Origin of the sequence: Janthinobacterium algoris, assembly GCF_051380935.1 — a bacterium.
GTDB lineage: Bacteria > Pseudomonadota > Gammaproteobacteria > Burkholderiales > Burkholderiaceae_D > Janthinobacterium.
The window spans coordinates 190,523-205,032 of sequence record NZ_JBNYXZ010000010.1; the positions used below are offsets into that span (position 1 = coordinate 190,523).

Consider the following 14,510-nt stretch of genomic DNA (forward strand, 5'->3'; position numbering starts at 1 on the left):
CTCACATGCGGAAGTGTTCGCCCAGATAGACCCGGCGTACCGACTCGTTCGCGATGATGTCGTCGGGGCGTCCTGACGCCAGCACCGAGCCCTGGTTAATAATGTAGGCACGGTCGCAGATACCCAGCGTCTCGCGCACATTATGATCGGTGATGAGGACGCCGATATTGCGCTCCTTCAAGAAGCGCACGATACGCTGGATCTCGATCACGGCGATGGGGTCGACACCGGCGAACGGCTCGTCGAGCAGCACGAAACGCGGGTCGGTGGCCAGCGCGCGGGCGATTTCCACGCGGCGCCGCTCGCCGCCCGACAGGGACAGCGCCTGGTTCTCGCGCAACTTTTCAATCTGCAAGTCGGCCAGCAATTTATCCAGGCGCTCCTCGATCTCGGCCTTCTTCAGGGGACGGCCTTCGACGGTCTGGATTTCCAGCACGGCGCGGATATTGTCTTCCACCGTCAGCTTGCGAAACACGGATGCTTCCTGCGGCAGATACGACAGGCCCATCTGCGCGCGGCGGTGGATCGGCAGGCGGGAAATGTCCACGCCGCTGATATCGATGCTGCCGCCGTCCGACGGCACCAGGCCGACGATCATGTAGAACGAGGTGGTCTTGCCGGCGCCGTTCGGACCCAATAGCCCGACCACTTCGCCGCATTCGACTTGCAGCGAAACATCATGTACGACTTGCCGCTTGCCATAGGTTTTTTGCAGCCCGCGAACGATCAGGGTGCTGCCGCAACGAGTATTGTCCATTATTTCTTTCCTGGCGCAGGCGTGGCCGGCGCTTTCTCCGCCGCCGGTGCCTTGGTCTTCGGCTGGATCACCATGCGCACGCTGCCGCCATCCGCGGTACTGGTGCCGCTGTCGGAGTTTTCCATCGCAAACACTTCCTTGCGGCTGTCATATGAGATGAAGGCGCCATTGGCCACGTCAGTGACTTTTGTGCCTTCCAGGCGCGTCAGCTTGGCTTTGGAAAACAGTTTCACCACTTCCGTCTTGTTGTCGTATTCCACGCGCTCCGCTTCGCCTTCGACCCACAGATCGCCCGCGCCATCGCGCTTCTGGCGGAAGGTGGCCAGCTTGCCGGGATCGGCCCAGAAGGTAATGAACTGGTAGCCTTGCGGATCTTCCGTGATCAGGGCCCGGCCCGCCTTCATGGTCAAAGTACCCTTGACCAGCACGACGTCGCCCGTCAGGGTACGCACCTGTTTGACGTCATCGACATGGCCGCTACGTGCCGTGATGACGGCTTCCTTCTCGGAATCGGCCTTCTCGGCATGCGCCACGCCCATCATGGCCAGAGAAAATACGGTCAACAGCAAGATGTTCTTCATAGTATGGTTTCCTTGTTTCATTCTGTCATTTTGCCGCCGCGGCCGGGCGCGGTTTCGGCGGGAGGACCATGCGCAGCGCATTCTGCACTTCCACCACGCCGGTAGCGTTATTGGCCTTCATGCCGATGCCATTGATGCGCGAGGCGCCCGTCAGGATATCGACGGGCACGTCCGTTTCCATTCTTTCCTCATCCGGGAACACCGTCAGCGCTTCCGTCTTGACTGTCAGTTTCTGCGCCTTCGGACTGGCCACGCGGTCGATCACGACATTGCGGTGCAGTTGCAGCCGGGTATTGTCCTGGTCGATATGCGCCAATTCCGCATTCATGTTCATCGGCGGCATGCCTGGCGTGAGCTTGCGTACGAAGGGCTGGTCGATATCGGATGAATCGTCCAGCGGATAATGCGTGAGCTTGGTGCCCGATACGATATAGCTGGGCTTGCCCGTCAAGTCCATGCGCACCAGGCTGAAATTGGTGATGAAATAGTCTGGCTCATCCAGATGCTTGCTGGCCGTGATGTCCTGGGCATTCTTGTTCATCACTTCCAACAGCCAAAAACTGCCCAGCGCAAAGACGACGGCCCCCAGCACGGTAAAAATCATGCGCCAGCGATGGGCGCCTCCTGGCTTACGCATAGGATTTCACTCTTTCAAATCTCACTGGCGGCATGGCAATGCGCCTCACTCCAGGAACGGCGCCATGACGCGCGCATAGTTGTCCTGGGCGCGCAGCAGGAATTCACAGATCTCGCGCACCGCGCCGCGGCCGCCGCCGGCCTGCGTCACATGGTGCGCCAGTCCCTGCACTTCCGGACGCCCGCCCGGCACGCTGACGGCAAAGCCCACGCGGCGCAGGATGGGCGCATCGATGACATCGTCGCCGATATAACCGCATTGCTCTTCCGTCAAGCCCGTCAGCGCCAGCAGTTCCCGAAACGGCGTCAGCTTGTCGTGGCCGCCCTGGTGCACATGGGTAATGCCCAGGTCTTGCGCGCGGCGCGCCGTGATGGCCGAGCGGCGCGCGCTGATGATGGCCGTCTGCACGCCCGATTCCTGCAGCAGCTTGATGCCCAGGCCATCATACACATTAAACGTTTTCATCATCTCGCCATCCGGGCCGAAATGCAGGCTGCCGTCGGTGAGCACGCCATCGACGTCAAAGATCATCAGTTTGACCTTGGCCGCGCGCGCCAAGTTGTCCGCTACGCTGTCCATCAGATCACCTTCGCTTGCGTCAGATCATGAATATGCAGGGCGCCCACCAGCTTGCCGTCGGCATCGACGACCAACATCTGGTTGATGCGGAACTGCTCCATCACGGCCACGGCGTCGACGGCCAGGCGCTCGGGCGCGATGCTGCGCGGCTGCGCATGCATGACGTCGCGGATCGCCACTTGCGTGAAATCCTGCACGCGCTCGAACATGCGGCGCAAGTCGCCATCGGTGAACACGCCCACAGGGCGGTCATTCGCATCGACGACGGCCGTCATGCCCATGCCCTTCTTCGTCATTTCTTCCAGCGCCTGCAGCAAGGACGCGTCCACGGCTACCTTGGGCACCCGTTCGCCGCTGCGCATGACGTCATGCACATGCGTCAGCAGGCGACGGCCCAGGGCGCCGCCAGGATGCGAGCGGGCGAAATCTTCTTCCTTGAAGCCGCGCAAGTCGAGCAAGGCCACGGCGATCGCATCGCCCAGGGCCAGGGTCACGGTGGTGCTGGCCGTCGGCGCCAGGTTCAGCGGACAGGCTTCTTTCTCAACAGAAATATCCAGGTGTACGTCGGCCAACTGGGCCAGGCTGGAGTTCGGTTTACCCGTCATGGAAATGAGCACGCCGCCCATACGCTTGACGACGGGCATGATGGCCATCAGTTCCGACGATTCGCCGGAGTACGATATGGCAATAAAAGCATCTTCCGAGGTGACCATGCCCAGGTCGCCATGGGCCGCTTCGGCCGGATGCACGAACAGGGCCGGGGTGCCGGTGGAAGCGAGGGTGGCGGCAATCTTGCGCGCGATATGGCCGGACTTGCCGATGCCGGAGACGACGACGCGTCCCTTGCATTGCAACAACATCGCCACGGCGCGGCCCACGCTGTCGTCCGTGGCCAGGCGCGTGTGCAGCGCAACGATGGCGTCGGACTCGATCTGCAAGGTGGTACGGGCCAGCGCGACGGCGCGCTCGGTCGTCACTTGCATGTCAATTCGATCAAAAGCTTTCAGCATTGTTTTTTCATGGGTTACACTCATGCCCAAAGTATAAACGAATTAGGAAAGCAAAAAACTTGCCAGTCACAACAAACAACGATTTCCATTGACCGTACCGGGCAACCCATGTTTTCCTCGCTTGAACTGACCCTGATGTTACTCGGCAGCGCCGTGCTGGGCGTGGTCGCTTTCAGAATGTTGCATTTGCCGCCCATGCTGGGCTACCTGGCCGTCGGCATCGTCATCGGCCCCCACGCGCTGGGCCTGGCAGCGGAAAACGAGGCCAGCCACACCCTGGCCGAGTTCGGCGTCGTCTTCCTGATGTTTTCCATCGGGCTCGAATTCTCTCTGCCCAGGTTCCTCGCCATGCGGCGCATCGTCTTCGGCCTTGGCATGGCGCAGGTGGTCACCACCATCGTCGCCACCGTCGTCTTCGGCTGGTTCGTCGGGCGCTACCTGTCCGCCTACATCCACCTGAGCTGGCAAGCCGCCTTCGCCCTGGGTGGCGCGCTGGCCATGTCGTCGACGGCCATCGTCTCGAAAATGCTCACGGAACGGCTGGAGCTGGAAAGCGAACACGGCCGCAAGATCATCGGCATCCTGCTGTTCCAGGACTTGGCCGTGGTGCCCCTGCTGATCCTGATTCCCGCCCTCACGCGCGATTCGGACAACCTGGCCGAAACCCTGGCCTGGGCGGGCGGCAAGGCCTTGGTCGTACTCATTTTGCTCTTGTTCATCGGCCAGAAGCTGGTGCGGGGCTGGCTGACCATCGTCGCCAAGCGCCGCTCACAAGAATTGTTCATGCTCAACCTGCTCTTGATTACGCTGGGCGCGGCCTGGATCACGGAACGGGCCGGGCTATCGCTGGCCCTGGGGGCGTTTGTTGCCGGCATGCTCATTTCCGAGACGGAATTCAAGCACCAGGTGGAAGAGGATATCAAGCCGTTCCGCGACGTGCTGCTGGGCCTATTCTTCATCACCGTCGGCATGCTGCTCAATATCCGCGTCGTGCTCGACAACTGGTGGCTCGTCTTGCTGCTGCTGTGCGGCCCCGTGCTGCTGAAATTCGCCCTGATCGCGGGCCTGGCCCGGCTGTTCGGTTCCAGCAACGGCGTGGCCTTGCGCACGGGGCTGGGACTGGCGCAGGCGGGCGAGTTCGGCTTTGTGCTGCTGAACCTGGCTGGCGGCATCAAGCTGATGGACCCGTTCGTCGTGCAGGTGGTGCTGGCCTCGATGGTGCTGTCGATGCTGGCGGCGCCCTTCCTCATCGCCAAGTCCGACGCCATCGTCATGAAACTGGCGGCCAACGACTGGATGATGCAATCCTTGGCGCTTACCAAGATCGCCACGCGCACCATGGCGTCGCAGAAACACGTGCTGATCGCCGGCTTCGGGCGCAGCGGGCAAAGCCTGGCCACCCTGCTGGCAGAGGAAAAGATCGAATACCACGCGCTGGACCTGGACCCGGAACGGGTGCAGGAAGCGCAACTGGCCGGTGCCCACGTCTCGTATGGCGACGCGGGCCGGCGCGAAAGCCTGGTGGCGGCCGGCATCTACCGGGCCAGCGCCGTGGTGATTACCTACGCCAACACACCCTCGGCACTGAAGTTATTGCATCTACTTAAAGAAATGGCGCCGACTTTGCCCGTTATCGTGCGCAGCCACGACGACACCGACCTCGACCTGCTGAAAAGGGCGGGCGCGGCCGAAGTGGTGCCGGAATTGATGGAAGGTAGCCTGATGCTCGCTTCGCACGCGCTGATCATGATGGGCGTGCCCCTGCGCCGCGTGGTGCACCGGGTGCAGGCGGCGCGCGAAGAGCGCTACGCCTCCTTGCGCGGCTATTTCCACGGTTCCAGCGACGCGGGCGACGATGCCGAGTTGGAACGCCTGCATACGGTCACCATCAACGAGGGCGCGCACTGCGTGGGTTTGCCGTTGAGCACGATCGACGTGGCTGGCTGCGGCGCGTTTGTTACGGCCATCCGCCGCGGCCGCGGCAGCCTTGATGTTACCCCCGAGACGCGGCTGGCCAGCGGTGACGTGGTGGTACTGCGCGGCACGGCCGATGCCGTGGCCAAAGCGGAAACATTGCTATTGAAATAATCAACCGATCTTGGTCAGCCCACCTGCGCCTGCCAATTGACGACTTTGTTGCGTCCGCCCGCCTTGGCCTGGTACAGGGCCTGGTCGGCGTGCGCCACCAGTTGCTGCGCCACCGTTTCGATGGGTAGCAGCGCCGCGTTCGCTTCCAGGCTGGCCACGCCTATCGACACGCTGACCCACGCTTGCGCGCTGCCCGGCAAGTCAAACATGGTGCCGGCGATACTGGCGCGGATGCGTTCGGCGACAAACGTCGCGCTATCGAGGGCGGCGTCGATCAGCAGCACAACGAATTCCTCGCCGCCGAAGCGGCCCAGCGCATCGGAGCGGCGCAACTCCGTGCGGATGCGCGTGGCCACTTCGCGCAGCACTTCATCGCCACCCTGGTGGCCATAGGTGTCATTGACCAGCTTAAAATGGTCGATGTCGATATACATGCATGAGATGCAATAATTCTGGCGCCGCGCGCGGGCGATTTCTTCCAGCAGGCGGCGGTCGATATAGCGCCGGTTATAGACGCCCGTCAAGGAATCGGTCAAGCCGATGTATTTCAGCATTTCATTGCTGATCACGTTTTCCAGGCAAATGGCGATGATGGAGGCCATGTGCTTGATGAAATCCGTGCCCAGCGAGGGCGTAAAGCGCGTCACGTCGCCGCTGGCCAGGTTCAGGCTGCCAATCAGGCGCTTGTTGCGCAGCAAGGGCACCAGGGCCACGCTGCGCAGGGGAGCGTCGATCTGCGGAAAGCGCGGGCCATGCACGGGTGCATCGAACTGTCCCAGCAGCGGCAACGGCGGCAAGGCCGCTTGTCCCTCGGCCACGGAAGCCGGCGCAGCAAAACCCAGCTCCGCCACGGCATGCACGAACAGCAACTGCGGAAAGGCGCTGAAATCGACACCCAGTTTTTCCATCACCAGTACGATATCGTCATCCTCGTCGAGCAGGCTCAAGGTGACGCCGTCGAGGTCGGAAATCACGGGCAAGGTGCGAAAAATGGTGCCGATCAATTCGGGAAACGTGGACGCGCTGACGATTTCCAGGTCAAACGCCTGGTGGCGGCACATGATGTCATGGTTGCGCTCGACCTGTTCCAGCAGGAAAGCCATGCGCGCGTGCAAGGCCCGGTTTTCGGCTTCAAGGCTGGCAATGCGCGGGTCCGGCGGTATTGCTTGATTCATAGAAACCTTAAACCCTTCTGTACGGGCGCCATGCTTAAAATGCCAGTTCGAAACCGATGTCCTGCCCTACCACGATACGCTCGTCGCCGCCGTCAGTGACGATGGCGTTCATGCCGAAGCAGATGGCGCCATCGAGCTCGGGCTTGGCGCGATAGCCATGCATGACGTCGAGCGGGTCCGGTCCGGGCACGCCTGTGGCCTGGTCCACCGACGGAATCGGACAGCGCGAGCACGGCTTGACGGGTTTCAAGGTAGTCGCGCCGAATTGCAGGAACTCGGCGTAGTCTTCCTCGAAGGCGCCGATATCGCCGATCACCAGGTTGGGACGGAAACGGTTCATCGGCAGCGCTTCGCGGCCGGCGGCACGAAGTTTATCATTGACATCGTCGAGCGAGGCGGTACCCGCTATCAGCACCGGGTAGCCATCGGCAAACATGGTCGAGGCGGCCACGCCATCCGTCCCATTCGCCCATTCTGTGCTGGTGGCGCGCACCACGTCCGGGTGAAAGCGCACCAGGCGGCACGGCACGCCGATGGCGTTGGAAAACCAGGTGGCCGTGACCTCATCGCAATCGTAGGCGCGCACGGTATCGTCCCACACCTGCACCTCCAGCATGGGCGCCAGTTGCGGATGCGGCAAGCCCAGCGCGATTTCCAGGCGCAGCATGCCCGGCGCGCGCAATTCGAGCGTGGTGGCCTTGATGGACGGCACGATCAGCGCCATGCGCGGATGTTCGCGCTGGGTCAGGAAGCGGCCCTGCAGGTCCACCACCATCCATTCGCGGTCGAACACATGCTCGCTCATCAGCCCGGAATGCGTGAGCACTGCCTCCTGCAAGTGGATGCCGGCGCACGATTTGATCGGATACAGGATGATGTCGGACAGGATAGCCATGGACAGGGGGACAAGGAACAGTATTGCTGCTTCTGCCAGGAAGTTATTCAGAACCGAAGTATGGCAGCAAAGCGGGCAAGCGTAAATCAGCCAGGCTCAACCAATGAGGCTGGCCTGGCGCGACAAGGATCAATACGTGTAGAAAATACGCTGGATTTCTTGCGTACTATTCGTTTTGGTCAAGGCCAGCATCAGCAAGATGCGGGCCTTTTGCGGGTTCAGGGTGTCGGACACGACACTGTCGAGTTCATCGTCGTTGGCTTCGCCATTACGCGCCACGATGCCCTGGCCGACGCGGCTCGAGCGCACGATCAGCACGCCCTTCTGGCGCGCTTCCACCAGGGCCGGCTTCATTTGCGCGGCCACGCTGCCATCGCCCACGCCCGCGTGGATGATGCCCTTGGCGCCGGCGGCAATGAAGGCGTCCATGCCGATCCGATTCATGTTGGCGTAGCCATACACGATGTCCACTTGCGGCAGAGCATCGAGCTTGCTGATGTCAAATTCCGATTCCAGCGTGTGCTTGCGCGTCGACTGGCGGTAGAAAAAGGCCTTGCTGCCCTGGATATAGCCGAGCATGCCCAGTTCCGGCGACTTGAAGGTGTCGGTCGTCGAGGTGTTCGTTTTGGTCACTTCGCGCGCGGCGTTGATCTGGTCGTTCAATGCCACCAGCACGCCCTTGCCCACGGCTTCCTTGCTGCCTGCCAGCATCACAGCGTTGTACAGGTTGATGGGTCCGTCAGCCGAGATGGCCGTCGACGGACGCATGGCGCCCACCACCACGACCGGCTTGTGGCTTTTCACGGTCAGGTTCAGGAAATACGCCGTTTCCTCGATGGTGTCGGTGCCGTGCGTGACGACCACGCCATCGACGTCGTTCGAGGCCAGCAACACGTTGATGCGCTTGGCCAGCGCCAGCCAGTGGCTATTGCCCATGCTTTCGCTGGCGATCTGGAACACTTGCTCGCCTTTCACATTCGCCACTTTTTTCAGTTCCGGCACGGCCGCGATCAAGCGCTCGACGCCCACGGTGGCCGAGGTGTAGCCGACGGTGGTGGTGCTATCGGCGCCGCTGCCGGCGATGGTGCCACCCGTGGCCAAAATCACCACATTCGGCAATTTGACGGCCGCTTGCTGCGCGCGCGCCGGGGAAGCGGCGATAAAGCCCATCAGCAAGGTAGCCAGCATCAGCTGTGCACAAGAATGAAATTTGCGTGAAAACATGGTGCTCCCGTGAGGTGTACTGTCAAAAATAACAAAGTCGTATGCAAATTATATGTCATCCGTGCGCGGGTAAATTTCCAATTCATGCGTAGCGTGCAAACGTGCGCGCCCGCCCATGCGCTACAGTGGCGCCATGTCCACACTGCCGCCCATCCGATCCTGTCTCGTCCTGCCGTTTATCTTGATGGCGCTCAATGCCTGCTCCACGCAAATCGAACTGCGCACGGCGGCGGAGCAAGAGCAGTTCGCGCGGGAAGCGGCCAGCCGGGGCGACTGGGCACAAGCCATGCGCAGCTACGCAGCCGCGGCCGACAATGTCGAACTGGGCCAAGGCGACCTCGCCTGGCGGGCGCGGCTGCATCACCAGGCGGGACGCACCGCCAGCGGGGCCTGCCGCTACGATGCGGCCGAGTTTCATTTCCGGGAAGCCATCGCGCTGGCGAAGCACAGCACACAATCGAGCGCCCTCAGCTACAAGGCGCTGATCGACCTGTATGACCGCCAAGGCAAGGCGACGCAAGCCTTGGCCGTGCGCAATGAACTGGGCTGGCATCAAGCGCAGGCACTGGGCGCCTTTGCCGACCTGGAATCGCTGCCTGTCGGCAAGCCTTGCGGAGTCCCTCGATGAACGTCGCGCCTACCTTGCTGGCCGCCTCCGTACTCTTGGCCGCCATGGCGCCCGCGTGCGCCGCAGAGCCAGCGTTGCCTTTATGGGAAGCGGGCGTGTTTGGCGGCACGGCCGTCACGCCCGCCTATCCCGGCGCCAGCGAGCGCTCGACGCGCAGCCTGGCCCTGCCCTATTTGATTTATCGCGGGAAAGTCTTGCGCGCCGACCGCTCCGGCGTGGGCGCGCGCCTGCTCGATACGGACAGAGTGGAATTCGACGTGGGCTTCGCCCTGTCCTTGCCGGCCAGATCCAGCGACGTGCCGGACAGGCGCGGCATGCCGGACTTGGGCACCCTGGTGGAATTTGGCCCGCGCCTGAAAATCAAGCTGGCCGAACCGACCCGCAACAGCCGCCTGGGTCTGGAACTGCCCTTGCGCGCCGTCATCGAAGCGCGCGGCGGCCTGCGCCGCCAGGGCGCCACGTTCGAGCCGCGCCTCGTGTACGCGCTGCAAGGCGATCGGCAGGCATGGCAACTGGACGCCAGCGTCGGCGCCGTACTGGGCAATACCGCCATCAACGATTATTTTTATGGCGTCAACCCTGCGTTTGCCACCGGTCAGCGCCCTTCGTATGCGGCCAAGAGCGGGCTGATGCTCACGCGCCTGGGCCTGGGCGGTTCGTACCGCTTGCACCAGGACTGGCGCGCCTTTGCCTTTTTACGCTACGACAACTACGCAAACGCCGCCAACCGCGCCAGCCCCCTGCTGCGCCAGAACAGCGGCACCTCGACCGGCATCGGTCTGATGTGGACGTGGCAACGCTCGGGCCGCATGGCCGTCGAATGATTATTGCGCCGGCTAGTGCGGGAACACGGCGCTGCCCGGTCGGGTTTCTGGAAGGATATACACGATGCCGTCAAATGGCATGAAGGCCGGAATGACAACGCCATGGTAAAACTTGGCGGGCACATTGAAGCAGCCATAAGAAAAGCGATTGTCGAGCGGCGCGGCGCTGGCCATGCGCTGCTATTGACCCTATAGTTGCTGGCGTCCGCCCCGGTCAGGCCCATGCCGGTGTCCAGCACCGCCTTGTTGTTGCCAAAATTCTGATTCTCAACGGTGGCCGAACCGCCGGTACAGCTGACTGTCGCCGTATCGGACGCCGGCACACCAATCAGGCTGCGGCTGGTGATATTGGCGCCTTGGTTGCCGTCGTAGACCTTGCTGGCCCGATGATCGCAGCGCGCTGATATTGGCCGAGCTGCTGCCCGTACCGTTGCCGAACAGCGCGAAGCGCGCCATGTCGCCGCCGCCGAGGCTGTAGCAGTTGTCGGCAACGACCTTGCCGGTGCCGACAAGCTGCGCATATACAGTGCTGTGGCGCGAGCGTATCAGCGGAAAACTGCCACAGATGCTGGCGATTTTCGCCGTGGCCGGGGCGCCCGGGGCTGTCGAATTCCTTACCCAGCTTGTAATCGAGCCAGCCGTACGCGGCGCGCGCATATTTCAAGCCGATCTGGCCATACTGGCCTTCCAGCAACGTGATCGTGACCATTCCATCCTGAATATCCTGCGCGGGCAATACGCCTGAGCGACGACATAGCCGTTGCTGCGATAGTGCTGTTCGATCATCAAGGCCATGGCACTAAACTTGGCCAACGTCAGCCGGCTGCCCGGCTGGAAGCCCGTCTGGACCAACAGCACCGCCTACGGATAGACGGTACGCTCGTCACGTGCAAGCGCCTGACCTCGATACTAGCGGCCGAAGACGGCATGTTGGCAACTAGCGGCTCGGCGGCTGTGGAGCAGCACGAGCAGCGTCAAGCTGTTCGTCTTGTGCGCGTGATGCACGCGGCGACGGGGAGGAAATTTGCTAAAATATCCTTTGTCATGTGGTTTAGCAACACAGACAGCAGCGTCTTTCAGAAGACCATAGCGCCTGTCGCTCAACAATATGCAGCCAGCCCTATCCGACCGGAAGCGGCCGTTGCGAACCAAGGGCAGTAAGCATGAACGACATTCACCGTGCCGGTGCCGCCGCACGCGCAGCCCAGCCTGCGCTCCTGAAAGCAGGAGTACTGCAGGAAGCCATCTTCAGCAGCCCCTATTTTTCCTGTATCGCCACCGATGCACAGGGTGTGATCCAATTATTCAATGTCGGTGCCGAGCGTATGCTGGGCTATCTGGCAGACGAGGTGATCGACCAGATTACACCGGCCAGCATATCCGATCCGGCCGAGGTCATCGCCCGCGCCGCCGCCCTCTCGCAAGAACTCGGTACGCTGATCGCTCCCGGTTTTGAGGCACTGGTCTACAAGGCGTCGCGCGGGATCGAAGACAGTTATGAGCTGACGTATGTGCGCAAGGATGGCAGCCGCTTCCCGGCGATCGTCTCGGTGACGGCGCTGCGCGATGCGGACGAGGCCATCATCGGCTATCTGCTGATCGGCACCGACAATACCGTGCGCAAGCATGCGGAGCAGGAGCGCGAGCTACTCAATCGCGTGCTGAGCGACAATAGCGTCGAACTGGAAAACGCGCGTGCGCAAGCGGACAAGGCAAACCGCGCCAAGTCGGAATTTTTGTCGAGCATGAGTCATGAGTTGCGCACGCCGCTCAACGCGGTACTGGGCTTTGCCCAGCTAATGGCGTCGGACACGCCGCCGCCCAGTGCCTCGCAGCAACGCTCGCTGGACCAGATCCTCAATGGCGGCTGGTATCTGCTACGCCTGATCAATGAAATTCTCGACCTGTCGATGATCGAATCGGGGCGGGTCGCCATGTCGCGCGAGGCGATGGCGCTCACTGATGTCTTGCGCGACTGCCGCGCCATGATCATGCCGCAAGCGCAAAAACGCAATATCACGCTGTCTTTCCCCTCGCTCGACCAGCCGTTCTACGTGCATGCCGACTTGACGCGCGTCAAACAGGTGGTCATCAATCTGCTGTCGAACGCGATCAAATACAACCGCACGGGCGGCAGCGTACTGGTGCAATGCAAATTGCATGGCGAACGGGTACGCCTGAGCGTGCGCGACACAGGCAATGGCTTGCGTAGCGAGCAACTTGCGCAATTGTTTCAGCCATTTAACCGGCTGGGACAGGAAGCCGGCGTCGAGGAAGGTACCGGCATCGGCCTCGTGGTGACCAAGCAACTGGTCGAACTGATGGGCGGTACGCTGGGGGTGGAGAGCGAAATCGGGGTCGGCACGCTGTTCTGGATCGAACTGGCGGCCTCATCCGCTCCCGAACTGCTGCTCGGCACGCATGCGGCAGACCTGGGCCGGGAACCATCGGGCGAGGTGTCCTGCGATACCCCTTGCCGCAAGGTACTGTATGTGGAAGACAATCCGGCCAATCTAATCCTGGTTGAGCAACTGATCGCCCGCCGTAGCGACCTGGGCATGCTCAGCGCCATTGATGGACACCTTGGCATCGCGCTGGCGCGCCAGCATCAGCCCGACCTGATCCTGATGGATATCAACCTGCCCGGCATCAGCGGCACCGAGGTGCTGGGTTTGCTGCGCCTCGATCCGCTGACGGCGCACATTCCCGTCATCGCCTTGTCAGCCAACGCCCTGCCGCGCGACATACGCAAGGGCCTCGATGCCGGCTTCCTGCGCTATCTGACCAAGCCCATCAACGTACCCGAGTTCATGGAGGCGCTCGACACGGCGCTAAGCATGACGGCTGCTCCGCCAAAAGGAGTCGAGACACGCTAGCCTGTCTGGCGATGCGCCTAAAGCAAAAAAACCTCGCAAGCCGCGAGGTTTTTTTATCTGCCATACGTTTAGACGTTGAACAGGAAGTTCAGCACGTCGCCATCCTTGACCACGTATTCCTTGCCTTCGGCGCGCATCTTGCCCGCTTCCTTGGCGCCTGCTTCGCCCTTGTAGGCAATGAAGTCGTCATAGGCGATGGTTTGCGCGCGGATGAAGCCGCGTTCGAAGTCGGTGTGGATCACGCCGGCCGCTTGCGGTGCCGTGTCGCCCACATGGATAGTCCAGGCGCGCACTTCCTTCACGCCAGCCGTGAAGTAGGTTTGCAGGCCCAGCAGCTTGTAGGCGCTGCGGATCAGGCGGTCCAGGCCTGGCTCTTGCATGCCCATGTCGGCCAGGAAAGCACCCTTGTCGGCGTCGTCCAGGTCGGCGATTTCCGCTTCCAGCGCCGCGCAGATAGCGACGATAGGGGCGTTTTGCGATTGCGCGTAGGCCGTCAGCTGGTCCAGCAACGGGTTGTTGGTGAAGCCCGTGTCGGACACGTTGGCCACGAACATGGCTGGCTTGGCAGTAATCAGGCACAGAGGCTTGATCAGTTCCATTTCGTCAGCATCCAGGCCCATCGCGCGCACCGGCTTGGCGTCGTTCAGGTAAGGCATCATGCGTTCCATGATGGCCAGCAGCTTGGCAGCATCCTTGTCGCCCGAGCGGGCTTTCTTGTTTTCGCGGTGGATGGCTTTTTCCACGGTGCCCATGTCGGCCAGCGCCAGTTCGGTCTGGATGACTTCAATATCGTCGAGCGGATTGATCTTACCGGCCACGTGGATGACGTTGTCATCTTCAAAACAGCGCACGACGTTGACGATGGCGTCCGTTTCGCGGATGTGCGACAGGAACTGGTTGCCCAGGCCCTCGCCCTTCGATGCGCCGGCCACCAGACCGGCGATGTCGACGAATTCCACGATGGCGTTGACCGTGCGTTCCGGCTTGACGATGGCGGCCAGCGCATCCATGCGTGGATCTGGCACTTCGACGACACCGACGTTCGGCTCGATGGTGCAGAACGGATAGTTTTCAGCCGGGATGCCGGCTTTCGTCAGTGCATTGAACAGGGTGGACTTGCCGACGTTCGGCAAGCCGACGATACCGCATTGGAGACTCATGGAAAACCTTTAATAATCAAAGCACATGGCGCCGTCTATCGGCGTGCTTGCCGTGCTGTTAGGGAAAACGGAGCGA

15 protein-coding genes and 1 pseudogene are annotated in these 14,510 nt (G+C 61.8%); 5 read left to right on the forward strand and 11 right to left on the reverse strand.

The genetic code is table 11. From position 1 onward, the window contains the following. Position 1: 1 nt before the first annotated feature. From lptB to ACQ4W7_RS16790, 5 genes are read right to left on the reverse strand one after another with little or no spacing between them, the layout of a single operon-like run. A complete protein-coding gene (lptB, locus tag ACQ4W7_RS16770; protein WP_099760888.1) occupies positions 2–757 on the reverse strand; it encodes an LPS export ABC transporter ATP-binding protein in 756 nt (251 codons plus the stop codon). After that, a complete protein-coding gene (gene lptA / locus ACQ4W7_RS16775) occupies positions 757–1,338 on the reverse strand; it encodes a lipopolysaccharide transport periplasmic protein LptA (protein ID WP_426073340.1) in 582 nt (193 codons plus the stop codon). The genes lptB and lptA overlap by 1 nt, the downstream gene beginning before the upstream one ends. A gap of 25 nt (positions 1,339–1,363) precedes the next feature. Beyond that, entirely contained in the window at positions 1,364–1,975 is a 612-nt protein-coding gene (gene lptC, locus ACQ4W7_RS16780) for an LPS export ABC transporter periplasmic protein LptC (RefSeq protein ID WP_426073341.1), read from the reverse strand. Between the two features lie 45 nt (positions 1,976–2,020). Next, positions 2,021–2,554 (reverse strand): KdsC family phosphatase, encoded by a 534-nt coding sequence (locus ACQ4W7_RS16785; protein ID WP_096233521.1) that lies wholly within the window; start codon positions 2,552–2,554, stop codon positions 2,021–2,023. Then, positions 2,554–3,564, reverse strand: coding sequence for a KpsF/GutQ family sugar-phosphate isomerase (locus ACQ4W7_RS16790; RefSeq protein ID WP_436531870.1), 1,011 nt, complete (start codon positions 3,562–3,564; stop codon positions 2,554–2,556). Before ACQ4W7_RS16790 ends, ACQ4W7_RS16785 begins: the two co-directional genes overlap by 1 nt. Positions 3,565–3,672: 108 nt before the next feature. On the opposite strand from ACQ4W7_RS16790, the gene ACQ4W7_RS16795 reads away from it, so the two are divergent. Then, entirely contained in the window at positions 3,673–5,652 is a 1,980-nt protein-coding gene (locus ACQ4W7_RS16795) for a cation:proton antiporter domain-containing protein (protein WP_436531872.1), read from the forward strand. A 14-nt stretch (positions 5,653–5,666) separates the two neighbouring features. Here the strand turns inward: ACQ4W7_RS16795 and ACQ4W7_RS16800 are convergent, their stop codons facing one another. The 3 genes from ACQ4W7_RS16800 to ACQ4W7_RS16810 form a co-directional block, all read right to left on the reverse strand. Next, complete coding sequence (locus ACQ4W7_RS16800; RefSeq protein ID WP_436531874.1) at positions 5,667–6,827, reverse strand: GGDEF domain-containing protein; 1,161 nt, start codon at positions 6,825–6,827, stop codon at positions 5,667–5,669. 34 nt (positions 6,828–6,861) lie between these two features. Then, the gene (locus ACQ4W7_RS16805) at positions 6,862–7,722 is read right to left on the reverse strand and encodes an MOSC domain-containing protein (RefSeq protein ID WP_426073345.1); all 861 of its coding nucleotides are present in this window, start codon (positions 7,720–7,722) and stop codon (positions 6,862–6,864) included. 129 nt (positions 7,723–7,851) lie between these two features. Then, positions 7,852–8,946: a type II asparaginase gene (locus ACQ4W7_RS16810; protein WP_426073346.1), complete on the reverse strand. Its 1,095-nt coding sequence runs from the start codon at positions 8,944–8,946 to the stop codon at positions 7,852–7,854. A gap of 133 nt (positions 8,947–9,079) precedes the next feature. On the opposite strand from ACQ4W7_RS16810, the gene ACQ4W7_RS16815 reads away from it, so the two are divergent. Both ACQ4W7_RS16815 and ACQ4W7_RS16820 read left to right on the forward strand, forming a co-directional pair. Beyond that, the gene (locus tag ACQ4W7_RS16815; RefSeq protein ID WP_436531877.1) at positions 9,080–9,574 is read left to right on the forward strand and encodes a hypothetical protein; all 495 of its coding nucleotides are present in this window, start codon (positions 9,080–9,082) and stop codon (positions 9,572–9,574) included. After that, a complete protein-coding gene (locus tag ACQ4W7_RS16820) occupies positions 9,571–10,398 on the forward strand; it encodes a MipA/OmpV family protein (protein WP_436531879.1) in 828 nt (275 codons plus the stop codon). Before ACQ4W7_RS16815 ends, ACQ4W7_RS16820 begins: the two co-directional genes overlap by 4 nt. Before the next feature lie 12 nt (positions 10,399–10,410). Here the strand turns inward: ACQ4W7_RS16820 and ACQ4W7_RS16825 are convergent, their stop codons facing one another. Together ACQ4W7_RS16825 and ACQ4W7_RS16830 are read right to left on the reverse strand one after the other, a co-directional pair. Then, positions 10,411–10,572, reverse strand: a complete 162-nt coding sequence (locus ACQ4W7_RS16825; protein ID WP_426073395.1) for a hypothetical protein — start codon at positions 10,570–10,572, stop codon at positions 10,411–10,413. Positions 10,573–10,589: 17 nt separating this feature from the next. After that, positions 10,590–10,919: pseudogene (locus ACQ4W7_RS16830) on the reverse strand (YDG domain-containing protein); the annotation flags it as partial. Here ACQ4W7_RS16830 and ACQ4W7_RS16835 point away from each other — a divergent pair. Beyond that, entirely contained in the window at positions 10,880–11,143 is a 264-nt protein-coding gene (locus ACQ4W7_RS16835; protein WP_436531935.1) for a hypothetical protein, read from the forward strand. The pseudogene ACQ4W7_RS16830 and the gene ACQ4W7_RS16835 sit on opposite strands and share 40 nt — an antisense overlap. Before the next feature lie 418 nt (positions 11,144–11,561). Further along, on the forward strand, positions 11,562–13,274 hold the full coding sequence (locus tag ACQ4W7_RS16840; protein WP_436531881.1) for a PAS domain-containing hybrid sensor histidine kinase/response regulator: 1,713 nt from the start codon (positions 11,562–11,564) through the stop codon (positions 13,272–13,274). A gap of 68 nt (positions 13,275–13,342) precedes the next feature. Here the strand turns inward: ACQ4W7_RS16840 and ychF are convergent, their stop codons facing one another. Then, positions 13,343–14,434 (reverse strand): redox-regulated ATPase YchF, encoded by a 1,092-nt coding sequence (ychF, locus tag ACQ4W7_RS16845; protein ID WP_102121118.1) that lies wholly within the window; start codon positions 14,432–14,434, stop codon positions 13,343–13,345. Positions 14,435–14,510 lie beyond the last annotated feature (76 nt).